General features: G+C 52.8%; 24 protein-coding genes and 2 riboswitches. Of the genes, 19 read left to right on the top strand and 5 right to left on the bottom strand.

The window, feature by feature from the left end; translation table 11 throughout:
* The first annotated feature begins 2 nt into the window (after nt 1-2).
* From bcp to H1D31_RS07890, 3 genes are all read left to right on the top strand, one after another.
* Entirely contained in the window at nt 3-470 is a 468-nt protein-coding gene (bcp, locus tag H1D31_RS07900; RefSeq protein ID WP_008610454.1) for a thioredoxin-dependent thiol peroxidase, read from the top strand.
* A gap of 115 nt (nt 471-585) precedes the next feature.
* Complete coding sequence (locus H1D31_RS07895; protein WP_261257530.1) at nt 586-1,707, top strand: PQQ-dependent sugar dehydrogenase; 1,122 nt, start codon at nt 586-588, stop codon at nt 1,705-1,707.
* The gene (locus tag H1D31_RS07890; RefSeq protein WP_261257528.1) at nt 1,707-3,722 is read left to right on the top strand and encodes a TonB-dependent receptor family protein; all 2,016 of its coding nucleotides are present in this window, start codon (nt 1,707-1,709) and stop codon (nt 3,720-3,722) included. Before H1D31_RS07895 ends, H1D31_RS07890 begins: the two co-directional genes overlap by 1 nt.
* A gap of 129 nt (nt 3,723-3,851) precedes the next feature.
* Here the strand turns inward: H1D31_RS07890 and H1D31_RS07885 are convergent, their stop codons facing one another.
* Complete coding sequence (locus H1D31_RS07885) at nt 3,852-4,922, bottom strand: AI-2E family transporter (RefSeq protein ID WP_261257525.1); 1,071 nt, start codon at nt 4,920-4,922, stop codon at nt 3,852-3,854.
* A 515-nt stretch (nt 4,923-5,437) separates the two neighbouring features.
* Here H1D31_RS07885 and H1D31_RS07880 point away from each other — a divergent pair.
* The 5 genes from H1D31_RS07880 to H1D31_RS07860 all read left to right on the top strand — a co-directional run bounded on the left by H1D31_RS07880 (nt 5,438) and on the right by H1D31_RS07860 (nt 8,954).
* A complete protein-coding gene (locus H1D31_RS07880; protein ID WP_261257523.1) occupies nt 5,438-6,886 on the top strand; it encodes a M48 family metalloprotease in 1,449 nt (482 codons plus the stop codon).
* A 45-nt stretch (nt 6,887-6,931) separates the two neighbouring features.
* Nucleotides 6,932-7,279, top strand: coding sequence for an arsenate reductase (glutaredoxin) (gene arsC, locus H1D31_RS07875; protein ID WP_008610449.1), 348 nt, complete (start codon nt 6,932-6,934; stop codon nt 7,277-7,279).
* Nucleotides 7,276-7,860: an NAD(P)H:quinone oxidoreductase gene (wrbA, locus tag H1D31_RS07870; protein WP_008951988.1), complete on the top strand. Its 585-nt coding sequence runs from the start codon at nt 7,276-7,278 to the stop codon at nt 7,858-7,860. Before arsC ends, wrbA begins: the two co-directional genes overlap by 4 nt.
* Entirely contained in the window at nt 7,857-8,303 is a 447-nt protein-coding gene (locus H1D31_RS07865) for a DUF2069 domain-containing protein (RefSeq protein ID WP_008951987.1), read from the top strand. Before wrbA ends, H1D31_RS07865 begins: the two co-directional genes overlap by 4 nt.
* 72 nt (nt 8,304-8,375) lie before the next feature.
* On the top strand, nt 8,376-8,954 hold the full coding sequence (locus tag H1D31_RS07860) for an LON peptidase substrate-binding domain-containing protein (RefSeq protein WP_065955768.1): 579 nt from the start codon (nt 8,376-8,378) through the stop codon (nt 8,952-8,954).
* Between the two features lie 3 nt (nt 8,955-8,957).
* Here the strand turns inward: H1D31_RS07860 and queE are convergent, their stop codons facing one another.
* Nucleotides 8,958-9,623, bottom strand: coding sequence for a 7-carboxy-7-deazaguanine synthase QueE (gene queE / locus H1D31_RS07855; RefSeq protein WP_261257517.1), 666 nt, complete (start codon nt 9,621-9,623; stop codon nt 8,958-8,960).
* Nucleotides 9,624-9,727: 104 nt separating this feature from the next.
* Between queE and queC the strand changes: the two genes are divergently transcribed.
* From queC to H1D31_RS07840, 3 genes are all read left to right on the top strand, one after another.
* The gene (queC, locus tag H1D31_RS07850) at nt 9,728-10,384 is read left to right on the top strand and encodes a 7-cyano-7-deazaguanine synthase QueC (protein WP_008610444.1); all 657 of its coding nucleotides are present in this window, start codon (nt 9,728-9,730) and stop codon (nt 10,382-10,384) included.
* Nucleotides 10,385-10,466: 82 nt separating this feature from the next.
* Complete coding sequence (locus tag H1D31_RS07845; RefSeq protein WP_409976790.1) at nt 10,467-11,705, top strand: dicarboxylate/amino acid:cation symporter; 1,239 nt, start codon at nt 10,467-10,469, stop codon at nt 11,703-11,705.
* Nucleotides 11,705-12,142 (top strand): hypothetical protein, encoded by a 438-nt coding sequence (locus H1D31_RS07840; RefSeq protein ID WP_261257510.1) that lies wholly within the window; start codon nt 11,705-11,707, stop codon nt 12,140-12,142. Before H1D31_RS07845 ends, H1D31_RS07840 begins: the two co-directional genes overlap by 1 nt.
* Before the next feature lie 69 nt (nt 12,143-12,211).
* Here the strand turns inward: H1D31_RS07840 and lysC are convergent, their stop codons facing one another.
* Nucleotides 12,212-13,561 carry a lysine-sensitive aspartokinase 3 gene (gene lysC / locus H1D31_RS07835; RefSeq protein ID WP_261257508.1) on the bottom strand — a complete coding sequence of 450 codons (1,350 nt, stop codon included), beginning with the start codon at nt 13,559-13,561 and terminating at the stop codon, nt 12,212-12,214.
* Between the two features lie 92 nt (nt 13,562-13,653).
* A riboswitch (Lysine riboswitch) is annotated at nt 13,654-13,827 on the bottom strand.
* 219 nt (nt 13,828-14,046) lie between these two features.
* Nucleotides 14,047-14,319 (bottom strand): DUF3081 family protein, encoded by a 273-nt coding sequence (locus tag H1D31_RS07830; RefSeq protein ID WP_008610440.1) that lies wholly within the window; start codon nt 14,317-14,319, stop codon nt 14,047-14,049.
* A gap of 84 nt (nt 14,320-14,403) precedes the next feature.
* Here H1D31_RS07830 and H1D31_RS07825 point away from each other — a divergent pair, with 84 nt between their 5' ends.
* The 8 genes from H1D31_RS07825 to H1D31_RS07790 all read left to right on the top strand — a co-directional run bounded on the left by H1D31_RS07825 (nt 14,404) and on the right by H1D31_RS07790 (nt 23,073).
* Nucleotides 14,404-15,000 carry a hypothetical protein gene (locus H1D31_RS07825; RefSeq protein WP_261257504.1) on the top strand — a complete coding sequence of 199 codons (597 nt, stop codon included), beginning with the start codon at nt 14,404-14,406 and terminating at the stop codon, nt 14,998-15,000.
* A gap of 61 nt (nt 15,001-15,061) precedes the next feature.
* Complete coding sequence (locus H1D31_RS07820) at nt 15,062-16,753, top strand: M28 family metallopeptidase (RefSeq protein ID WP_261257502.1); 1,692 nt, start codon at nt 15,062-15,064, stop codon at nt 16,751-16,753.
* Nucleotides 16,754-16,860: 107 nt separating this feature from the next.
* Entirely contained in the window at nt 16,861-19,419 is a 2,559-nt protein-coding gene (locus tag H1D31_RS07815) for a YdbH domain-containing protein (protein WP_261257499.1), read from the top strand.
* On the top strand, nt 19,416-19,604 hold the full coding sequence (locus H1D31_RS07810) for a YnbE family lipoprotein (RefSeq protein WP_008610433.1): 189 nt from the start codon (nt 19,416-19,418) through the stop codon (nt 19,602-19,604). The genes H1D31_RS07815 and H1D31_RS07810 overlap by 4 nt, the downstream gene beginning before the upstream one ends.
* 12 nt (nt 19,605-19,616) lie before the next feature.
* Nucleotides 19,617-19,991: a YdbL family protein gene (locus H1D31_RS07805; protein ID WP_008610431.1), complete on the top strand. Its 375-nt coding sequence runs from the start codon at nt 19,617-19,619 to the stop codon at nt 19,989-19,991.
* 126 nt (nt 19,992-20,117) lie between these two features.
* On the top strand, nt 20,118-21,794 hold the full coding sequence (locus tag H1D31_RS07800; protein ID WP_065955775.1) for a carbon starvation protein A: 1,677 nt from the start codon (nt 20,118-20,120) through the stop codon (nt 21,792-21,794).
* On the top strand, nt 21,791-22,075 hold the full coding sequence (locus tag H1D31_RS07795) for a cory-CC-star protein (protein ID WP_261257498.1): 285 nt from the start codon (nt 21,791-21,793) through the stop codon (nt 22,073-22,075). The genes H1D31_RS07800 and H1D31_RS07795 overlap by 4 nt, the downstream gene beginning before the upstream one ends.
* Complete coding sequence (locus H1D31_RS07790) at nt 22,066-23,073, top strand: ArsA family ATPase (protein ID WP_261257497.1); 1,008 nt, start codon at nt 22,066-22,068, stop codon at nt 23,071-23,073. The genes H1D31_RS07795 and H1D31_RS07790 overlap by 10 nt, the downstream gene beginning before the upstream one ends.
* A gap of 7 nt (nt 23,074-23,080) precedes the next feature.
* Here H1D31_RS07790 and H1D31_RS07785 read toward each other — a convergent pair whose 3' ends face one another.
* Nucleotides 23,081-23,995 (bottom strand): DUF3667 domain-containing protein, encoded by a 915-nt coding sequence (locus H1D31_RS07785; RefSeq protein WP_261257495.1) that lies wholly within the window; start codon nt 23,993-23,995, stop codon nt 23,081-23,083.
* A 155-nt stretch (nt 23,996-24,150) separates the two neighbouring features.
* A riboswitch (cyclic di-GMP riboswitch) is annotated at nt 24,151-24,234 on the top strand.
* Nucleotides 24,235-24,264: the final 30 nt, after the last annotated feature.

Here is a 24,264-nt window from a genome sequence, read left to right as displayed (position 1 = left end):
TTATGCAAACACTGACTGCCGGCCAGCAGGCGCCAGATTTTACTCTGCCCGATCAACAGCAACAACCAACCAAGCTGTCAGCCTTACTGCAACAAAGCAGAGTGTTACTGTATTTTTACCCGAAAGCGATGACCCCAGGTTGCACAGTACAAGCTTGTGCGCTGCGCGACAGCAACGCCGAACTACAGGCGCTCGGTGTCACTGTGGTCGGTATCAGCACTGATGCCCCCGCCAAACTTGCCAAGTTTGCCCAGCGCGATCAGCTTAATTTTCTGCTGCTCGGCGATGAAACGCATCAGGTTGCCGCAGCCTTTGGTGTTTGGGGCCCTAAGAAATTTATGGGCAAAGAGTATGATGGCCTGCATCGTGTCAGTTTCCTGATCAATCAGGACGGCAGCATCGCTAAGGTATTTGATAATTTTAAAACCAGTAACCATCACCAGGTGGTGCTGGACTACCTGAAGTCTTAATTCGCCGCTAAACCGGGTCAAGTTACCGGATCTTGCTTGGGCAGCAGTTCACCCTGCTGCTAGTATCTGAAACGATATCAACTGGCAGCCTGGCTGCTCGCAACAGGAGCTGAATATGAACAAGACGCTACGTCTCTCACTACTCTCTTTAGGTTTACTCGTCACCTCACTAAGCGCAGTGGCGCAACAGCTGAACACCGAAAAGGCCACACTGCAAATGGATACCGTAGCAACGGGTCTGGAACATCCGTGGGGATTAGCCTTTTTACCAGACGGTCGCATGCTGGTCACCGAACGTAACGGCAATCTTCGTTATGTCAGCGCCAATGGCGAGCTGAGCAAGCCGTTAACGGGTGTTCCTACCGTACTGGCCGCTGGTCAGGGTGGTTTGCTGGATGTAATTTTACATCCGGACTTTGCGACCACCCGGCAAATTTATCTTAGCTATACCGAGCCAGGCGCCGAAAATACCAGCAGCACAGCTGTAGCGCTTGCTACCCTGGGTGAGACGGGCCTGAGTGATGTTAAAGTCGTCTTTAGTGCCCAACCCAAGTTCGCCAGCCGGCATCATTTCGGCAGCCGTCTGGTGGTAACGCCGGATCGTAAGCTGTTCGTGACCTTAGGTGATCGCGGTGCCCGGCGCCATGATGCCCAGACCTTTGATACCCATCACGGCAAGGTAGTACGCCTGGAACTGGATGGCCGGATCCCGGCGGATAACCCCTATGTAAAGGACAGCGCGGTGTTGGATGACATCTGGTCTTATGGTCATCGCAATATTCAGGGCGCAGCGCTGCATCCGACGACCGCCGAGCTTTGGACCCATGAGCATGGTCCTCAGGGTGGCGATGAAATCAATATCGCCCGGGCAACACTAAACTATGGCTGGCCGGTGATTACCTACGGTGAAGAATACGGTGGCGGCAAAATCGGCCAAACCGAGAAAGACGGTATGGAACAACCACTGCATAAATGGACACCCTCGATTGCACCAAGTGGTATGGCGTTCTACTTAAGCGACGCCATTCCGGGCTGGCAAAACAACCTGCTGGTCGGCTCGCTGCGGTTCGGGCAACTGGTGCGCTTAGAGCTGGATGGCGACAAAGTCAGTCATGAGGAACGTATTATGATCGGGCAGCGCATCCGCGACGTCCGTCAGGGGCCGGATGGCGCGGTTTATCTGTTAACCGATCAGGCCAATGGCCAACTGTTACGGTTACGGGCTGCCACTAACTGATGCCGGGGCCGCGTCTAAAACCTGTTACCGCCAGCATTATGCTGGCGGTATCGTCTGGCGCTCTGGCTCAGACGCCTGAAGTCATTGTTATTACGGCCAATGCCCAGCAGCAACGCTGGCTGGATGCCGCAGCAAGTATCGAAGTCCGCGCTCTGCCCCGCAGTGGCCTGTTAATTGATAGTGGCCAGTTACTGCAGGGTATTCCGGGCTTACAGGTCGACAGCCGGGCGAACTTCGCGCAGGACACCCGGCTGAGTATTCGCGGTTTTGGCAGTCGCAGCGCCTTTGGCGTGCGCGGGATCTATTTGTCACAGGATGGTATTCCAATTTCCGCGCCCGATGGTCAGGGGCAATTATCCAGTGTGTTACTGGATAATATTGCCGAAATCGAGGTGTTACGCGGGCCACTGGCAGTACTTTATGGTAATGGCGCTGGCGGGGTCATTGCCTTGCGCACCGCAACTGAGGCCACGGCACGCGCCGGGACAGCGCTGGCAGTCAGTCAGCAGCATCAGCAATACCAGTTAGCGGGCCGACAACAGCTCGGCCAGCATCAGCTTAGCCTGGCGGCAAAGCACTTTGAAAGCGATGGCTTTCGCCCGCATTCTGCCGCCCGCAAGCAACAACTGCAGGGACTCTGGCAAACACAGCTTTCAGACTCGCTAAGCGCCAGTCTGCGACTGGACTTCGCCTACGACCCCTTATTACAGGATCCGCTCAGCCTCACTCCGACACAGTGGCGCGCCGATCCGAAACAAACCGTGAGTCAGGCACAACAATTCGATACCACGAAAAGTACCCGACAACGCCAGCTTAGCCTGGCACTGCAACAAAGCGGTCACAGCCCCTGGCAACTGGCGCTATGGCGCGGTGAGCGTGAAGTCACGCAACGCCTCGCCTTTACCGGGGCAGCCATTACCTCAGCTGGCGGTGATATTGCACTGGATAGGCAATATCAGGGCGTGAATGGTCAATATAGCTGGCACCTTACAGACGCCCTGCAAAGTACTGTAGGTGGTGCCTGGGTGAGTAGTGATGATGAGCGCCAGGGTTTCGTCAACAATTTTGGGCAACGTGGTGATTTGCGCCGCGATGAAACCAATCTGGCAGAGAATCGCGATCTGTTCTGGCGTTTGCACTGGCAAGCGACAGCTCAGCTAAGTGTCGATGCCGGTTTGCGTTATACTGAGCTGAGTTATCAGATCCGGGACCGCTTTATTCAGGGTGCTAACCCGGATGATAGTGGCCGTAAAAATTACTATCAACAGGCGGCCGCTATGGGCCTGAATTACCGGCTCAATGACGCCTGGTCCTGGTTTATCAGCACAGGTCTGGGGTTTGAAGCCCCGACACTGGCAGAGCTGGCATATAAACCTGAGGGGAGTGGCCTGAATCTGGCACTGCTGGCCAGCGAAAATCGCCAGTGGGAGAGCGGTGTCAAATATGCTGCCGGCAGAGCGCGTTTTAGTGTTAGTGCCTTTAGCATCCGCAGCAGCGATGAGTTACTGGTTGCCAGCTCAGACAACGGCCGTACCAGCTTTCGTAACGCCGGTGCGACCGCCCGCCAGGGACTGGAGTTTTACTGGCAGCAACAACTTACACCGGCCTTATCACAGCACGTCGCCCTAACCTATCTGGATGCACAATTCGATAGTGCCGAACTTGCCGGCAAGCGTATTCCCGGTGTCGCCCGGCTGGATAGCCACTGGCAATTAAGCTGGCAACCCTGGTTAACCAGGCCGCTGTTTCTGGAGTGGACCAGCCGTTACCGCGATCAGATCGCGATTAATGATCAAAACAGCGACTTCGCCCCGGCAAGCCTTAGCTTCGATCTGTCACTGCTCAGCACGCAGCAACTGGGGCAATGGCAAATACGCAGCTGGCTGCAACTGCAGAATCTGACTGATCGTGATAACGTCGGCGCTGTGGTGGTGAATCAGAGCAATGGCCGGGCTTTTGAAAGTGCACCTGGCAGACAGCTCAGTGCCGGTATCAATCTGGATTACTTGTGGTAAGTCGTGGCAGGTCGTGGTAAGCACTTTTTGCTAGGTCGCGTGATGAAACCTCAGGTTATGATAAGGCTTAGCAACGCATCATGAGCATAAGCAGTGCCAACGCACTGCTTATGCTGCGACAGGAGCTTGTCAGGCGGCAGATTCAGTCGGATGCAGCCGCTCAGACCAGGCTTTGGCCGTCGCTTTGACCAAAGACGCCAGCGGGATAGCAAAGAATACCCCCCAGAAGCCGAACAAGCCGCCGAAAAACAGCACCGCCACGATAATATAAACCGGATTAAGATCGACCACTTCTGAGAACAGCAAGGGCACCAGTACATTACCATCCAGCGCCTGAATAATGGCATAGGCCAGCATCAGATAGCCAAATTCCGCGGTGAAGCCCCACTGAAACAGCGCCACCACTGCCACCGGTAGGGTGACAACGGCAGCACCGATATAGGGAATAAGGACGGATAACCCAACCAGGATCCCCAGCAATAGCGCATAGTTCAGCCCAAATAAGTAAAACACCAGATAACTGACGGCGCCGACAATCAGGATCTCCAGCATCTTGCCGCGGATATAGTTCATGATCTGCACGTTCATCTCATGCCAGACCTGGCCAATCAGCTTACGCTCGTTTGGCAGAAACTGCACAAAACCGCTGATTAGCTGCGCTTTATCTTTTAACATAAAGAACACCATTACCGGCACCAGCACCAGATAAATCAGCAACGCTACCAGATTCACCAGTGACGCCAGTGACATCGACAGCATCTGACGGCCAAAGGTCATCACCCGCTCTTCAACCGAGTGCATCAGTAACAGGATTTGTTCATCACTGACCATGCCAGGCAGTAACTCTGGCAGCTCGAGCAAATAGGTCCGGCCCAGCTCAATCATCTGCGGCAAGTCTTTCAGTAAATTCCGGCCCTGATACCAGGCCAGCGGCACTATCCACATTAATACTAATGTCAGTACCCCCATAAACCCCAGCACCACAACGGATGTACTCAGAGTACGGCTAAGCCCCATGCGGCATAATTTTGAAACCGGCCACTCCAGCAGATAAGCAACAGCAATGGACACCAGCACTGGCGCCAGCATCCCACTTAACCAGTAGATGCCAAGAAAACCCAAAACCAGGATCAGAAATAAGGTCACAACCTGCGGATCGGAAAACTTATTGGTGTACCACTTTTTTAGCCAGTCGAGCATAATCGCCAAAACCTGTAAGTTAAGTGCCTGCCAGTATAACAAGTTCCGCTAAGAATACATCGCTCAGTATTAACAATTCAACGCAGCCATTTTGCGTTCCAACCACCAGCACTAGTAATAAAATTCGTTAGCCGCCTGGGGCGTGTTGACGTTTGCTGCTTAGATTTTGTTCGCACTGGCGGCACTTTGGTCGCGAAACGAGGAACGCAGTTTAGTCATTCTAAATAAGTGACGAGTGAAGCTACCGCGTCCTGCTCTCGCCCCTGACCTGCATCCATGCAGGCCACAAAGAGCAAAGTGTCGCCAGCGCGAACCCTTCGGGCAGCGTTTGGCTGCAAAAACAAGCAGCAAACGTCAACACGCCCTAGCAAGTGATTGAATAAGATAAAGTAGGCAGGTTAGTATGCACCCTGGTTTTTTGTTGCCGAAGCCATGATTACACTGAACTTAACGCCGGTCACATTGCCAAAGCTTCAGCTTGTAGCAGCATTCTCCGGAGAAAGGGTTGCCTTATTATGCAAAACCCCGCAGTAAAAACGTTTTTTGCCATTTGTTTACTCAGTCTGAGCTCATACGCCCCTTTTGCGCAGGCGCAAAGTCAGTTGCCGGATATCGGTGGTAGCGCCTTCTCCACTCTGACCCCGGAGAAAGAAAAGCAGCTAGGTGATGTCCTGATGCGGCAAACCCGCGGCCGACTGCCGATGGTTTATGACCCGCTGCTCGATGAATATATTAATGCATTGGGTAACCGCCTGGTGGCACGGGCTAATGATGTCAAATTCCCGTTTAAGTTTTACTGGGTTAATAACCGTCAAATTAATGCTTTTGCTACGCTGGGTGGTAATATCGCCTCTCATACCGGCACCCTGGCAGTGGCGGAGAGCGAGAGTGAATTTGCCTCGGTGATGGCGCATGAAATTGCTCACGTTACCCAGCGTCATATTGCCCGCTTTGTCGAAGCACAAAATCAGCGGGCGCCGTTAACCATTGCCAGTTTGCTTGGCGCCATAGTGCTGGCAACCGTTAACCCGGAGGCGGGGATGGCAGCGATGGTAGCGTCACAGGGCGCAGCGCAACAAAGTGCCATTAACTTTACCCGCAGTAATGAACAGGAAGCAGACCGGATCGGCATGACGATCCTGGCAGAAGCGGGCTTTGATCCCAATGCGGTACCGGCATTTTTTGGCCGCCTGGCTGAGCAAAGCCGCTTTGCCAACCAACAGCTGGCATTTTTACAAACGCACCCGCTGTCGCAGGCACGGGTGGCCGATACCCGCTTACGCGCCCAGCAGTTCCCACAGCGTTTTGTACCCGATAGCATGGACTTTACGCTAAGCCAGGCCCGGGTGTTAGCCCGTTATCATCACAATACCCAGGATGCCTTGGTGATTTTCAAGCGCCGGCTGGCTGAACCGGGCGGAAATACCCGGGCGAACCGCTATGCCCTGGCCATTGCCTTACTGGACAGTAAAGACTATGCCGCCGCGCTGGAGATGCTGAAACCTCTGATGGAACAGGATGCGCATAATCTTTATTATCTGGACGTTTACACCGATATCTTAATTGGCCAACAGCGTTTTGATGAGGCGCTGGAGCGCTTACAGCAGGAGTATCTGCTGCGCCCCAACAACCAGGTTGTGACGCTAAATTACGCTAATGTCGCGGTTAAAGCCGGTAGCTATCCGCTGGCCATCCATCTGCTTCGGAATTTGTTGTATCATAAAGACGATAATATTCTGGCCTATGACTTATTAGCTGAAGCCTATAAAAAGCAGGAAGATTTCGCCCGTTACTATGAGGCACGAGCCGATCTGTTCTATCAGATGGCCAATTATCCGAAAGCGATTGACGATTTGAACGAGGCGCTAAATCATCTTAAGCCGGAAGCCCGGTTGGAGAACCGGCGCCTGGAAGCCAAAAAGCGCCAGTGGCAGGCTGAATTTGAGCGCTTACAACGGATGTGATCGCGGTTATCCCGTTAACTGTAATTTGAATAAAAAGAGTATCCTATGATTACCCTCTACCATAACCCACGCTGCTCAAAAAGCCGCGATGCCCTGGCACTGCTGGAACAAAGCGGCAAAGCCTTTACGGTGGTTGAGTATCTGAAAAACCCGCTGACGCTGGCTGAATTGACTACTTTACTGCAGAAATTGCAGCTGCCGGCCCGCGCCTTGCTGCGCAGTAAGGAAGAAGAATTCCAGGCACTGGGTCTGGCTGATCCCAGTCTCGATGATAAGGCGCTGCTTGCCGCCATCGCCGCTCATCCGCGTTTGATGGAAAGACCGGTGCTGGTCGTGGCAGAGCGTGCCGCTATCGGTCGGCCACTTGAGCAACTTCAGGCCTTGCTGCAATGAGTGCACAGGTTCTGGTTTTGTATTATTCACGCCATGGCTCAGTCGCTGCCCTGGCAGAAAAAATCGCCATCGGCGTGCAGCAAGCCGGCGCCGAAGCGCTGCTACGCAGTATTCCTGGCTTCGGGCAGCAGGACAGTGCACGACACCCACAGGTGCAAGCCAGCGAGCTGACAATCTGTGATGGCCTGGCCTTCGGCAGCCCGGTGCGCTTTGGTAATATGGCGGCTGAAGCCAAAGCCTTTTGGGATGGCACGACCGCCAGCTGGCTGAAAGGTGAGCTGATTAATAAGCCGGCCGGTGTCTTTACATCGTCCGGCAGCTTACATGGTGGCAACGAAGCCAATTTGCTAAGTATGATGTTGCCATTATTACATCACGGTATGCTGCTAATGGGGATCCCCTATTCCGAACCCGAACTGCATAAAACGCAAAGTGGTGGCACCCCTTATGGTCCAAGCCATGTCAGCGGTATGCAACACGATACCCAACTGACCGTTGACGAGCAGCGGCTGGCTCTGGCATTTGGCAAACGCCTGGCGCAGCTGAGCCTGGCGGTAAAACAACAAGGATTAACCTTATGACAGCACCCGCTGCCATCCCGATGGCTGCTGATACGCAGCGTTATTTATTACTAGGCCGCCTGGGGTATTGGGGGCTTTGGCTGTTGATCCCGCTCTGGCAAATTTGGCTCTCCCCGGTCAGCTATGGTGACGATCAGGCATTAAAACCAAGCCTGCTTAGTACCTTACTGTTACTGTGGTTGCCGCTGTGGTTACCGATGTGGGGTATTATCAAAGGCCATGCCTATACCTTTGCCTGGGCCAATTTTATTGTCATGTTGTACTTTCTGCACAGCCTGACCAATTTATGGGTCAGCACTGGTAGTTATTTCTGGTTTTCGCTGCTGGAGCTGTTGCTGGCTTGTCTGATGTTTTATGGCTGTACTTATTATGCCCGCAACAGAGGCAAAGAACTGGGGCTGAAAATTCCGAAACTAAAAGACGATCCGGTACGGCGCAGTTAATTTAACCGGCCTGCGATCTGCAGGCTGCTGCAAAGCGTAATAGATGCAGTGTCTCATTATTAAGCTATTACGATGAACGAACAACTGGCTCTGTTTCCTTTAGGAAGTTTTCTGTTGCCACGCGGCAAAATGAAGTTGCGGGTGTTTGAGCCGCGCTATGTGCGGTTAGTAAAAGAGGCCGTCAGTGGCAAACGGCCTTTTGCCATGGCCACGCTGAATCCGCTGGTCAGTCAACAGCATCCGGATCGGATCCTGCCACTGGTCTGTAAAGTCAGCGTTGATGATTTTGAAACCCTGCCCGACGGCTTACTGGGGATCACCATCAGTGGTATCAGCCGACAGCGTATCATCCGGCGCTGGCAGGAAGAGGATAAACTGCATGTGGCCGAAGTAGCGCCGGAAACAGACTGGCACAGCGTTGAACTTAGCACTGAACTGAACCAATTATCTGCCGCCTTTGCCGAGTTGTTGCAGGAGTATCCGCAGCTAGCCGCACTCTACCCACAGCCGCTGCTGACCGATGGCGCCTGGCTGGCTGGCCGCTGGCTGGAGTTATTGCCCATGCAGCCGGCGCTGAAGCTGAAGTTGGCGACTCAGGATCCGCAAAGCTGTCTACAACAATTACAGCACTGGCTGGCTCATAACGCCTGAGCCTTACTCAATACCCAGATATTTATGGACCTGCACACTGAGCTGCCAGTTATTGGCAATGCAGCTGGCCATGGCCAGTTCAGTGGCGCGTTTTTGCTGACTAATGGGCTGCAGATAGACCAGCTTATCCTGCAACTGATGCTCAGACAGCAAGGCTTGTAACTCCTCGATATGCTTTTGCATCGCCACCGGATGTTTAATTTCATTGGCACGCGCTAACGCACTGGCGAGTACCTTATAACCGCCCGGCATATTAATTTTCGGCGACACTGTGACCCAGGTGCTGTCAGGCGCTTTCACCTCAAAGGTGCCGCTGGTTTCAATCTGAGTGCTGTAACCAGCCTGATGCAAGGCCTCACAGAGCGGATATAAATCATAAAGACAAGGCTCACCACCGGTAATCACCACGTGCCGGGCCTGATAACCTTCAGCCGCAAACAACGCCAGCAACTGTAACGGGCTCAGCTCAGCCCAGGCGGGTGTATCGCTGCGTTTTGCCAGCATAGCCTCAGGGCTGGTTTTCAGTTCCGGATCCAGGGTCCAGGTATGTTTGGTATCGCACCAGCTACAGCCTACCGGACAGCCCTGCAGCCGCACAAAAATCGAAGGCTTACCGGTATAGCGGCCCTCGCCCTGAATGGTCTGAAATACTTCGTTTACCTGATACACCCTACCCAACCTTGTGTTAATCCGCCACAGCTGATGCAGCCACAGCATTCTTCAGCTATACTACGCGGCCCGATTTTCCGGCATTATACAAGAGAGAGCTGCTGATGACGCAAAAAGTTGTAGTGATTTATTCCGGTGGTATGGACTCCTACACGGTGTTACATAGGGCGCTGCGGGATGGTCATGACGTCTATGCGTTGTCCTTTAACTATGGTCAGCGTCATGTCAAAGAGCTGAAATGTGCTGAACAGGTCTGCCGTGAGCTGGGCGTGAAGCATAAAATTGTCGATATTTCAGCAATTAACCAGCTATTAAGCGGCTCCTCGCTAACCAGTGATATCGAAGTTCCGGAAGGCCATTACGCCGCCGATAATATGAAGTCGACCGTGGTGCCAAACCGCAATATGATCCTGTTATCGCTGGCTGTCGGTTATGCTGATTCTATTGGTGCCCGTGCTGTTTATTATGGTGCTCATAGTGGCGATCACTTTATTTACCCGGACTGTCGGCCGGAGTTTGTGCAAAAGATGAATGATGTCTGCCAGATCGCGAACTATCAGCCAGTCGATATTGTCAGCCCGTACCTGCATCAAACCAAGATCGAAATTTTAAAAGATGGCCTGGCAATGGGTTTGGATTACAGTAAAACCTGGACCTGTTATAACGGCCGTGAAAAAGCCTGCGGCAAGTGCGGTTCCTGTCAGGAACGGCTGGAAGCCTTCGCGTTGAATCAGGCAACTGATCCACTTCAATATGAATAGCTTATAACTTAGAGCAAAACGGCCTTGTTGGGGCCGTTTTTCATTTTATACTGTGTCGTTTTTAGCTGACTTGAGGTCAATGATGTTCAAATTCTGGTTTGCGATCCCTTTCTGGCAACGGGTATTAGGGGCGCTGGTGTTAGGAGTGCTGGCCGGCGTCGCCCTGGGCGAGCAGGCTACCGTGTTTAAACCGCTGGGAACGCTGTTTATCAATGCCATCCGGATGCTGGTCGTGCCACTGGTGTTTTTTGCGCTGATCAATAGCATTACCTCGTTAGCCGATCAGCACAAGATGCAGCGGCTGGCATTAAAGACGGTCGCATTATTTCTGGCAACGGCCTTGGTCGCCAGCTTAATTGGTCTGACAGTGGGTAGCCTGATGCAGTGGGGCTCAGATCTGCAACTGACCGCGGTCGAAGTACGCGAGCGGGTGATCCCGCCGGTATCCGAGGTAATCACCAGCCTGATCCCCACTAACCCGGTAGCGGCACTGGCGGAAGCCAAGGTATTACAGATCATCGTGTTTGCGGTGCTGTTTGGTATTGCCATCAATCAGGTGGGCGAAAAAGCCGAACCGATGAAAAAACTGGTTAATGCTGGTGCTGAGATTATGTACGCCATTACCCGGATGGTACTGCAACTGACTCCCTTTGGCGTCTTTGGTCTGATGGCCTGGGCCGTCGGTAGCTTTGGTTTAGCCACCCTGCTGCCACTAACCAAGTTTATTGTCGCTATCTATCTGGCCTGTCTGCTGCATATGGCCATCGTTTACGGTGGTTTGGTCAAGCTATACGGCGGTATGGGCTGGCGCGCCTTCTTTAAAGCGGTATTACCGGCGCAGCTGGTCGCGTACAGCAGTGCCAGCAGTTATGGCACCTTACCGGTGAGCTTTAAAGTTGCAACCGAAGATTTAAAAGTATCCAAAAATTACGCCAGCTTTGTACTGCCGCTGGGCGCAACCATCAATATGGATGGTTGTGGCGGTATTTTTCCGGCCATTGCCGCGATCTTTATCGCCCATCTTTATGGGATCCCGTTACAAACCACCGACTACCTGCTGATAGCCGGTACCGCAACCCTGGCATCGGTTGGTACAGCCGGCGTACCGGGTACCGCTATGGTGATGCTGACCGTGACGCTGAGTGTTGTCGGTCTGCCACTGGAAGGCATTGCCTTTATCGCAGCGGTCGATCGGATTGTCGATATGATGCGCACCGCCACCAATGTCACCGGCGATCTAATGGTAGCAAGAGTGATTGGTCAGCAAGAAGGCCTGCTGGAAACAGACGATGCAGCCACCAATGCCGCAGAGCCAGCCTGATGAGAATTAGTGTTGGCATTAAGTCGCTAAGCCGCCTGCCGTATCAGGCCGCCGCCGTGCTGCGAAACAGCAGCTACCCCGGCCTGTATAGCCTGATCATCGACGCCGATGAAACTGAGCTGGACCAGCTGCAACAGCAACAAGAGCAGCAAGTGCCGGTGCTGTTGACTCTGAGTTTGTGGCAGGCAGAACTTGCCGCGACTGAAAGCTTACCTAAGGACGCCGCAGCTCTGAACCAACCGCTGGCGGCGTTACCTGAAGTCTGGCTGCAAGGCCGGGTGGCTGGGCAACTCAGCGCCGACACAGCCCTGCTGCAACTTGAGAAAGAGCAGACTCCGCTTGTGGTCTGGTTTAGCTCGCCGATTGCGCTGGAACAAGGCTGCTGGCTTTGCGTAAAGGGCGAGCTACACGCGACACCGGTATTTGCACCAAACTAAATAACAGCACCAAACAAAATAGCAGAGCCGGCACTTGTGCCGGCTCTGTCGTTTTTTGCGGCTAAGTTATCAGGCGGCAAATAAGCGCTGATGCAGTTGTTTCACCACGCCCGGTCCATCGCTGTCCTGGACCAGAAAACACAGGTTATGTTTTGAGGCACCATGGCAAATCAGCCGCATATTAATGCGTTCCAGCGTACTGAACAGCTCACCCGACACCCCTTTGCTGCTGTGTAAATGATTGCCAATAACCGCGACCAGACTCAGGCCGGTTTCCACACTGACTTCACAAAAGGTTCTGAGCTCATCCAGAGCCGGCTCCAGATTGCTGCTAAAAGCACTGGTCATGCCGCCCTGATCTAAGGTAAGCGCCACGCTGATTTCAGAGGTCGTAACCAGATCCACTGAGATCTGATGCCGGCTCAGCGTGTCAAACACCCGGGTCAGAAAACCGGGCGCATGCAGCATAGCCGGGCTTTTTACCGTAATTAAGGTTTGTGATTTACGCAGTGCTATTGCGCGATACGGCGGTCGTTGCTGCACCTCTTTCGCGATCCAGGTGCCTCCTGCTTCCGGCTCCCGGCTGGAGCCGACAAAGACCGCGATATTCTGCCGCATCGCCGGTAGCAAGGTTGCCGGATGCAGCACCTTGGCGCCAAAGGTCGCCATTTCAGCCGCCTCATCAAAACTGATTTCCGGGATACAACGGGCTTCTGCAGTTAGGCGCGGATCCGTTGTAAAGATGCCAACCACATCGGTCCAGATCTGTACCGTGACTGCCTGCAAGGCTTCGGCCAGCAATGCAGCGCTATAATCAGAGCCGCCACGGCCCAGGGTCGTCGTTTGTTCAAACTCGTCGGCACCAATAAAGCCCTGAGTCACGATCCGCTGCTCCTGTAACAACGGAGCCAGATGCACCGCGGCTAAGTCAGCCAGAGCGTCGATTTGCGGCTCCGCCTTACCAAAGCGGCTATCGGTGCGCATCACCCGGCGCACGTCAAAACACAGCGCTGCCTCACCGCGTTCGGTGAGAACCTGAGCAAACAGTACCGAACTTAAGCGTTCACCAAAAGACTGGATTAAGTCTTTGTGGGCACTGCTATAAACTGCGCCACCGTTTTCAATCAGGGCTTTTAACTCACCCAATAGCAGCTCAATCTGAGCGGCAACGGCGTGCGGCTGCTGCAGGCGGTTTAATACTTTGAGCGTGATCTGTTCAATACCGGCGTAAGCATCATAGCGCTGCTGTACCTCGGTAGTCTTGGTTATATCCACCAGCAGGTTGGTCACGCCAGAGCTGGCACTGACTACCACGACACGGATATGCTCGTTGGCAAGAATAATATCAGCACAGCGCGACATCGCTTCGAAATCAGCTACGCTGGTACCACCAAATTTGGCAATAATGAGTTTGGACACGGGGGTCTCTCCTTAACAAAACAGATAAGCAGAGCATGGCATTTGCTAACAAGCAAAACGAGAAATGAAACAGACCGTTGCTGTAACTAACAAAGGCCAGAAGCTCTCCACCAAAACATCAGGTGACAGTCCTAAGGATTCAGCCTTAGCAACCGGGTGCACAACCACTATCTGTTGCTTACCCTCGGCGCTAAACCCCCTCTTCTATGCTACGAGTGATAGTGCTCTGACATAGAATACCTGGCTAGCGCGCCTCTTCTGGTCTATCGAATACGATTGACGGTGCGTACTTTAACGCGTTCTGCAACTAAAAGCAAACAGCCTTTTAGCCATCTAAACGTAAAGATGCCTTTTATTTTGAGCGCCGTCAAGTGTAGTCAGTAAATAATTTGTATCCTGACGCCAGCAGGGTTAACTACAGGCGATAAAACAAGCAAAAAAGGTTAGCACCCTTACCTTTGTCTTTAGCAAGGGCCTGGCTCAACCTAGGCATACTGCTTTTGGATCTGTTGCAAACGCGCTAAAAAGCGCTCCATTTGCTGCTCATCTGTCGCGTCGGCGTGCCATTTATTATGAAAACCCAGCGTCAGCTGCACTACGCCGTCCGAGAAATAGGCTTCATAGCCGTCAAAGCCCTGGCTGACACTGATGCCATCCAACACAAAGCCGGCACCATGCACCGTTTGCTGGGGCTGGCCATACTTTTCAATCTTGGCATAAAGGTTAAGTAAAAACTTTCCATCTATCTCATTTTGCATGGTCATGGTCCTGAGTCAGTCGTTGCGGTTTGAACCCAATACGCATCCGCGGTATAGTTTGGCCTGTATTATAAGGAGAATAACATGAAAAAAACCTTACTCGTGGTTGCCCTGACCACGACCTTTGGTGCACAGGCCCAGATCGTGCAACCAGCGCCGCTGGTGTCAATTCCCACCCATGATGCCTTTTTTGATAATTTAAAAGCGCTGTGTGGTAAAGCCTTTGCCGGCAAACTGGCCGTCGACAATCCGCCAGCGCCGGGTTTTGAAGGTGCACTGATTATGCATGTGCGCCGCTGTACCGACACTGAATTACAGATCCCTTTTCACGTTGGCGATAACCACTCCCGCACCTGGATTATCACCAAAACCGGTTCTGGCTTGTCATTAAAGCATGATCACCGTAATAAAGATGGTTCGCACGATGACCAAACCATGTATGGCGGCCATACCGTCGATGCCGGCTGGCCAACAGCACAATCCTTTCCGGCCGACCAGTACTCAAAAGAGTTATTCGCCGCCCGTGGCATCCCACAGTCCATTGGTAACACCTGGCAGATGTTTATCCACCCGCAGCAATTCAGTTACCGCTTAGTGCGCGAAGGCCGCGAATTTCGGGTAGACTTTGACCTGACCAAGCCGGTTGCACTGCCGCCAACGCCCTGGGGCTATGCCGACTAAGTTACCCGGCGCTGGTTAACGCCAGCGCTTTTTAACATCACACAACACCAAGGAAAAACCGATGTTGAACCTGAAACACCCTGCACTGCTGCTTGCTGTATCTGCAGCTGTTGCGCTGTCGGCCTGTGGCAAACCGGCAGAGCCGCCAACTAAGGCCGTGCAACCTACCGTCGCGGAGCTGGTCGATACCGACTTTAACCCCAAGCTGGCGGAATATATTAAAACCCTGTCTGATGATAAATTCCAGGGCCGGGCGCCCGCTACCAAGGGCGAAGAGCTCACCGTCGCTTATCTGGAAGAAAACTTTAAGCGGATCGGCTTAAAGGGTATCGATGCTGACAGCTACAAGCAGCCGGTATCCCTGGTACAGATCGATCCGAAACAGGTTTCTGCCATGACCTTAAGCGGTGGTGGTGAAGCTCTGCCTGCCAGCCTGGCCTACCGGGACGATATGTTTGCCTGGACCACCCGGGTAACGGAAAATATCAGTGTTACTGACAGTGAGATGGTATTTGTCGGTTACGGTATAGTGGCGCCGGAATATAACTGGAACGATTACGAAGGCCTGGATGTCGCCGGCAAAACCGTAGTGATGTTTGTCAACGATCCGGGCTTTGCCACCCAGAACCCTGAGCTGTTTAATGGCAACGCCATGACCTACTACGGCCGCTGGACCTATAAATTTGAAGAAGCGGCCCGTCAGGGTGCGGCGATGGCGTTAATTATCCATGAAACTGACGCCGCCAGCTATGGCTGGGGCGTCGTCGCCCACGGCTCACCAGTAAAATTTGATTTAATCAAAGAAAACAAAAATATGGACCGTGCCAAGATTGAGGGTTGGGTAACCACCGAAACGGCGCAAAAACTGTTTGCCAATATTGGCAGCGATATTGAGACCTTGCGTAAACAGGCGTTGTCTGGCGAATTTAAACCTGTGCCGTTAAACGTTAAGGCGTCAATCAGTGTTGAAAATAATCTGCGCGAGCTGCAGTCCAGCAACGTGATTGGCTATATCGAAGGCAGCAAATATCCGGATGAGTACATTCTGTATATGGCGCATTGGGATCACCTGGGCATGGACTTCTCCAACCCGACCAATAAGGTATTTAATGGCGCCCAGGATAATGCCAGTGGCACCGGTGCAGTCATTGCGCTGGCTGAGTACTTTGCCCAGCAACCGCAACCTGAGCGTTCCGTGGTCTTTATGTTGGTGACAGCAGAAGAGCGTGGTTTACTCGGCTCGGCCTGGTATGCCGAAAACCCGGTATTCCTACTGGAGAAAACTGTCGCCGCCATTAATATGGATGTGATGAATGTGTACGGCCCAATGAAAGATATGGTGGTGGTTGGTATGGGCAATACCGATCTAGAGGAAATCCTGGTTAAATATACCGAACAGCAAGGCCGCTATGCGGTAAAAGAGCCCAATCCGGAAGCCGGTATTGCTTACCGCTCTGATCACTTTAGCCTGTCGAAAAAAGGCGTGCCTATTCTGTATGCCAAAGGCGGTAATGATCATTACCAGCATGGCGCTGAGTGGGGCGCAAAACAGCGGGCCGAGTTTAACAGCTGTTGTTACCATAAAGTCACTGACGAATGGGACGACAACTGGGATCTGCGCGGTGCACAGCAGGACCTGTTCCTGTATTTCCGGGTCGGTCATGAACTGGCAAACAGCCGGCACTGGCCAAACTGGTATCAGGGCAATGAGTTCCGCGCCATCCGTGACGCCTCATCGGCTGCCCGGCAATAACACCTTTATCCAGCAGGCAAAGCAGCGCAAGCTGCTTTGCTATCAGTTCAGAGCAGATTCAGTTAGCATTACCTAAAGTCTAAAGACGCCTCTGTCAGGGAGTTACTATGCGTCGTCTGCTAAAATCCGTTTTGTTGTTGCTGTTAGGGTTACCGCTGCTGGCGGTACTGGCGTTCGCCTATCTGCAATGGCAACTGGATAAAGCCGGCGTCCGTGATCTGTCTTTCCAGCTCCAGAAGGTATCGCTGCATCAGCTGCATCTGTCTGAACTTAGCTTTCGACTGGACGCCCCCCAGGCCGCGACACTTCAGCTGAAGGATGTGCAGCTCAGCTGGTCCTGGCCAGCTTTTTTCCGGGTGCAGGCTGAAAGTGTCTATATCGCCGAAGCCCGCTTACAGCTGTTTGCCCCGGCTAGCCCCGCAACACCGCCTGAACACCCGTTTAGTCTGAATACAGATTGGCGGCTACCGGCTTGGTTACCAAAGCAGATCACGCTGCCAGATATCCAACTGCTGCTACCCTGCCCGGCGCTACAATGTGAAGTCAGTGCAGCCGCATCGCTCAGTAATACGGACAACGAACAGTATTTGCTGCAGGTACAGGCCAGCTCACCAGAGCTCGCTCAGGCGCTGCGGCTCGATGTGCAGTATCAACAGCAAGACAACCAGCAAGCACTGCAGGCTACACTGCTGTATCCCGAGGTACTGGCCCTTAGTCTGAAACAACAACTCGATAGCGCACGTCAGGCGAACACTGAACTGGCATTGGCCATCTCGCCACTGCCAACCGAGCTACAACACTGGCTGGCCAGCTGGCAACTGTTACCTCCGGCAGAATGGTTGGCCGAGTTTACCCAGCCACTGCAATTTTTTGTGAACGCAAACTGGCAGTTACCACAACAGCTGCAGCGCAATAGCGGAATACCGCTGCAAGATGCACAGGTCAACGCCCTGTTAAGAGCGCCAAGTGCCTTTGCCCTGCCATTTGGCACAGTCCAGGGTGAGGCCGGGCTTGCGCTGGCTATTACGCAGGGGGAAATCGAGAATTGGCAGCTCACTGGCGATCTCCAGATGAGTCACTATCTGCCACCGGCGCTGCAGGCTGCCCTGCCAGAAGCGGCTGCACCGCTGTATATCAGGCTAAACACCTCAGGCGACTCCGCCAGCCTGGCGTCACTTCCGCTGCAATTGACGCTAAGCTCTGCTGCACCGCTGGCACTTGATGCGCAGCTTACCGCAGAGCTTAGTTTAAGTCCTGAGCTTAAATTAAGTGTACCGGAGGCGGAGCTGGCTGTGGCACTGGCACAATTCACGCCCTCGGCTGAGCTAAAGTTAGCCGGCACAGCGCTTAAAGGACGCTTCAGTCTGCTATGGCAAACCGATAACTGGCAGCTTCGCAACCTGACACCTCTCAGTCTGCACAGTCAGCTGGATTACGCCGATATCCAAAGCCAGCTTGAGCTTAGTGCCAGTGAACTCAACCTGAGTCAGCATGGCAACAACACGCCGCTTAATCTGAACAGTCAGCTTAGCGTAAAGCTGGGACAACTCGTTCATCCCTTATTACAGCGACAGGACTGGCAGTGGGAAAGCACGCTCAGTGGTAACAGCAATAATCTGGCGCTTAACGGCAAGCTGGAAAATAGCGCCGGCTTAAGTGCTCAACTGCAAGCACAGGCTGCTTTTATTAGCGACGCGCCGCAACTGCAGCTGCACTGGCAGTTAACCGATATTTTTTTACTGGCCGGCAATCCATTAGCAGCGACGCTGAAAGATTGGCCTGAGCTATTAAGCCTGCAGCGCGGCCGGATCCTGGCGTCCGGCGAGCTGGCGGTCACAGCGCAACGACCGCGGTTGCAGCTGCAAGCAGAATTACGCGAGCTAGCCGGGCTTTACGATCGTACCCTGTTTAATGGTCTAACCGCCCGTTTAACCGCGCAAAGCGACGCGGACTCGCTACAGCTGCACTTACCGCAGCTGAGAATTGCGCAATTAAATCATGGTATTGAGCTCGGACCGCTGCTGGCCGCAGCCGACTATCAGGCAAGTTTGACGGCACCTGGCGCCGGCACGCTCAGCCTGCAACAGTTTGAAACCGATTTTTTACTCGGCAAAGTCCAAATCCGTCCGCAGCAGTTTCAGTTGGCGGCAGACGAGCAACAGGTGGTGCTGCAACTGAATCAGCTCGATCTGACGGAACTGCTGCGCCAACACCCAAGCACTGAAGTAAAAGCCCGCGGTAAAATCAGCGGTGAAATTCCGCTACGCTGGCAGCAACAGCAATTTGAAGTTGCCGCAGGCGTGTTGGCGGCCGAGCAACCCGGTGGCTGGCTGCAATACAAAAATCCAGCGGCAGCCGCCAGCAACAACCCCGGCATGAAGCTGGTTTTCGAAGCACTGGATGATTTTCATTTCAGTGAGTTACAATCTGAGGTCAGTTACAGTGGTAGCGGCCGGCTTCAGCTGGCGTTAAAACTTCAGGGCTATAATCCAGCAGTACAGCAAGGTCGCGCTATCAACCTGAATATCACCCTGGAAGAGGATTTACCAGCGATGCTGGCCAGCCTGCAGCTGGCAAGTAAACTTAATGATACCCTGACTAAAAGAGTGCAACAGTATATTCAACAACAACAGGCAGCCCGCAAGGCGGCAGGAGACAAACCATGAAGAGGCAAGCGCTGCCAGCGCTGATACTACTGGGACTGGCCACAGCCTGCACCCCAAGAGTTGAGGTTGCACTGGCCAATGAACCGATCAACATCAACCTGAATGTAAAAATTCAGCATGAGATTTTTATCAAGGTCGACAAGCAACTAGATGAGTTGTTTAGCGATGCCAGTGGCCTATTTTAAGGAAACCTGAAGATGCAAATGCATAAGTTAATAACGAGAGCGTTGCAACACAGCCGGTTACTCTTCCTCAGCCTGCTGCTGGCCTTTAGCTTGCCAGTACTGGCGATGAATTTGCAACAGGCGATGGCGGCACTGCCTAATGCTAAGGCGCAGGGCCTGGTTGGCGAGCAACCGAATGGCTATCTGGGCGTGGTACAGGCTGGCACTGATACAGAGCTGCTGGTCAAGCTGATTAACGATGCCCGCCGCGCTGAGTATAACCGGCTGGCCCGTGAAAATAATATTGCGGTCAGTGATGTCGAAGCGATGGCCGGTCAAAAAGCGATAGAGCGCACCGTGCGTGGTCACTTTATACTGCTGGATGGCAACTGGATCCAAAAACGCTGATTTTTGCGCCAGATCAAACTCCCGGCAGAAAAATGCTGCCGGGCATTCGACTTTAGTCGCATATTTGCCCTGCCGCTTATGCTGTACCATGCTTAGTTGGTCTTAAACCCACTAAGAGGTAGTAGCATGAATGCTATTTTCTTGATGTTAATGGGCCTGGGTGCCATGGCACTTGGCTATTTCGTCTATTCAAAATTTATCTGCGAAAAAATATTTAAAGTCGATCCGAATTTCCGTACGCCAGCGCATGAAATGCAGGATGGCGTGGACTATGTACCCACCAATAAATATATCCTGTGGGGTCACCATTTTACCTCTGTTGCCGGTGCAGCGCCTATTATCGGCCCGGCTATTGCCGTGATCTGGGGTTGGGTGCCTGCATTCCTGTGGGTGGTATTTGGTACTATCTTCTTCGCCGGTGTGCATGATGCCGGAGCTATCTGGGCCAGTAGCCGCAATAAAGCTAAGTCGATTGGCGCTTTAACCGGCGATATCGTTGGCAACCGTGCCCGCAGTATTTTTATGATTGTGATCTTCCTGGTGCTGCTGATGGTCAACGCGGTATTTGCCGTCGTAATCGCCAACCAGCTGATCAATTTCCCCAGCGCTACGGTGCCGGTTTGGGGTGCGATAGTGGTCGCGCTGATTATCGGCCAGCTGATTTACCGTAAATTAATTGGCCTGCTGATGGTGACAATCATCGGTGTCGTCGCACTCTATGCCATGATTTATGCCGGTCCGATGTTCCCGTTGGCCTTACCCACCGAAGTGATGTTTGGCCTGAATGACCGTCAAAGCTGGATTATCCTGTTATTTGTTTATGCCGCCATTGCCTCGCTGTTACCGGTTTGGGCCCTGCTGCAGCCGCGGGATTATATTAACGGTATTCAACTCTTTATCGGTCTTGGCCTACTGTATGCGGCGGTGATCTTTGCCAGCCCGGATATTGTCGCGCCGGCCTTTAACACCGAGGTACCGGAAGGTACGCCGTCCCTGATCCCACTGCTGTTTGTCACCATTGCCTGTGGTGCTATTTCCGGTTTCCATGGTCTGGTCTCCAGCGGCACCACGTCCAAGCAACTGGATAAAGAGCCGGATGTGCGCTTCGTCGGTTACTTCGGCGCTATTGGTGAGGGTTCATTAGCTCTGGCTGCCATTATTGCCGCGACTGCTGGTTTCGCGACCCTGGCGGATTGGCAGGCAATTTATCACAGCTTCGGTCAGGGTGGCGTTGGCGCCTTTATCCGTGGCGGCGCAAATATTCTACAGGACGGTATCGGTTTAGACATGGTGCTGGCGCAAACGCTGTTGACGGTAATGGTCGTGCTGTTTGCCGGTACCACTATGGATACCGGTCTGCGGCTACAGCGCTATATCTTCCAGGAATGGGGTAGCATTTACAATATCAGTTGGATGCAAAAAGCCGCCCCTGCCACCCTGTTGGCTGTGGGTAGCTGTTTACTGCTGGCCTTTGGTGCCGGTGGCGATGGTTCAGGTGGCATGCTGATTTGGCCTTTATTCGGTACAACTAACCAGTTACTGGCCGGTCTGACCCTGTTGGTGATTACTGTGATGCTGGTCAAGCTGGGACGTCCGATGTGGTACACGCTAGCGCCACTGATGTTTCTGCTTACCATGACCACCCTGGGCTTATTAATCCAGTTAAAAGCCTTCTATGATAAGGGCGACTGGTTCCTGTTTACATTGGATATTATTATCCTGGTGGCCGCGATATTGGTGATCCTGGAGTCAGGTTCAACCCTGACTAAACAGATCAAAGCCAACAAAGCCGCGAAAGCATGAAACTGGATTTAAAGCTGGACAACCTTAAGGCCTGGTTCCGCCAGGCCAACTTCTACGTCGAGGAGGTTTACAATGCCCCCTACCGCTCGGCGATCGCCCGGGTGCAGCGGGAGCAGGATGACCTCTTTATGCTGCTGATCTTCTCTGAAATGATGGGTGTGCCCAACCCAGCCAGTTATTACACGCTGGAGCTGCAACCTTTGTTATTGGAGCGCTTCCATGACTGGCATCTGCGGATGGGTATGGAACACTCGCCACTGGATAATTTTAAATGCTGTTAACCGATAAAAAAGTCCTGCTGGTCGGCGGTAAAGGTGGGGTTGGCAAAACCACGGTATCCTCTGCGCTGGCCGTATTGGCCAGTGAACGTGGCAAAAAGGTATTGTTGGTCTCGACCGATCCGGCGCATAGCCTGGCCGATGCCTTCGGCCGCGAGCCTTTTGGTGACCACATCACCCGCCTGGCTCCTAATTTGGATGGCCTGGAACTGGACCCGGATCGGGAAGTCGAGCAACATCTGGCGAAAGTGACTGCGCAGTTAAAGCGCTTTACCCGGCCAGAGATGTTTAGCGAGATTGAGCGACAGATGCGGCTTACCCGTCAATCGCCCGGCGCACAGGAAGCGGCAATGCTGGAGCGGATTGCGCATACTATTGAGCTTGGTCTGACCGACTATGATTTAGTGATCTTTGATACAGCCCCAACCGGCCACACACTCAGATTACTTAGCTTACCCGAAGCCATGGCAGCCTGGACTCAGGGTTTGCTGAATGCCAATCAGCGCTCCGCCAAGCTGGGCGAAGTGCTGGGGCATCTGACACCGAAAGGCGGGCGCGATATTACCAATCCACTGGCCGATCCGGCTGAACATGCCACGGCCGGCATGGATGAACGTAATAAAGCCATTACCGAAACCTTATTAAGCCGGCAACGTCTGTTACAACGCACCCGCGAATTGCTGCTGGATAAGCAACGTAGTGCATTACTCTTCGTATTAACGCCGGAAAAATTGCCTATTCTGGAGACTAGCCGCGCAGTAAAAACGCTGTTGGATGAAAAATTACCGCTGGCAGGTCTGGTGGTGAACCGCATCCTGCCAGCGCATGCTGATGGTGAGTTTCTGGCGCAGCGTCGTTTACAGGAACAGCAGCATCTGGCGCAAATCGAGCAACAATTTAGTCAGTTACGCCGTTATAAAGTGCCGTTACAAGCCACCGATATTCAGGGTATTGACGCCTTAAGCCGCATGGCCACCCTACTGGCAGCTGCTGGGCTTTGACTATAATTCAGGCCCATAACACACTTAATACCAGCAGGCTGATAAAACCAAGCAGCGCCATACTGTTATAGATGGTAATTGTCAGAACATATTTCAGCAGGGTTTTGGCCCAGCCCTGCTGATAGTAGATCTTTTGGAACAAAAACAAATACAGCGGGATCCAGCACAGTAACAACCAGATCAGCTTGTTACAGATTGTCGTTAACAAGGCCCAGCTGCTATAGTCAGCGGCCAGTTGTAACAAGACTATTGCCGCCAGCATATGCAAAATAAAGCTATGGCTGTGTAAGGCGACAATCAGGTGCTCCATATAAAAGCGACCGGAACGCCAGTAAAGCAGCTTTAGCATTAACGCAAACAACGGCAAGAACAACAGCATCATCTGCGGTGCTAATGAAAAAAACTTATTAATCGCCAGCTTAGGCTGATTGGCCAGTTGTTGCATCTTTTCGTTATAGGCTTGCTGTTGCGCTAACGTCAGAAACGGCAGACGGAATAGTTCCAAATCATGGTCTTCCTGCCAAACACCCTGCTCTACCAGCTGTTGTTTAACGTCAGTCATCACCTGTTGTTGCTGAGCCACACTCTGTGCATCTTGCGGCTGGTTTACCACCACACTGTTGGAAAATAACGATGAAAACAGCAGAAAGGTCAGCACTGATGTAAATAAATACAGCCGCAGCGGTGGCACATAGGGTACCCGGTGGCCATTTAAATAACGCTTACTCAGATAGCCGGGCCAGAACCACAGTGGCAATAAGGTTCGCCACAACCGGCTATCCCAGTTACTGAACTCACCAAAAAACTCAGTAAGTACCCCGCTCAAATTGCGGATATAACTCTTTTTTTCCTGGCCACAGTGGTGGCAAAACGCCCCCAGCAAAGGTTGCGCGCAGTTATCACAACGTCCTTGTTCCGGCATAATTTCAGCAACATTAATGAAAAATTGAACAGCAGCTTAGCGTAAATCACTTTTAGATCACAAGCTTCCGCGACTTTATCGCAATTAGCACACCGTTCAGCGTGTTTGGCGTTAAACTTTTCTTGCGTATAATTTCAGCATTCCTTAAAATGCGCCCCAACGAAAGGCACGGCATCCGAAAGGGTGTGCACGCAAAGCTGCGGATCTAAGGGGAAACCTACGATAGCCGGGCTGCCATGACCGAAACTGGTCTGATATGCTGCGACTCC

The organism is Alishewanella sp. BS5-314 (genome assembly GCF_025377695.1).
Classification (GTDB): Bacteria; Pseudomonadota; Gammaproteobacteria; order Enterobacterales; family Alteromonadaceae; genus Alishewanella; species Alishewanella aestuarii.
Note: the sequence above shows the minus strand (reverse complement) of the source record. Positions and strands in the feature narration are given on the sequence as shown.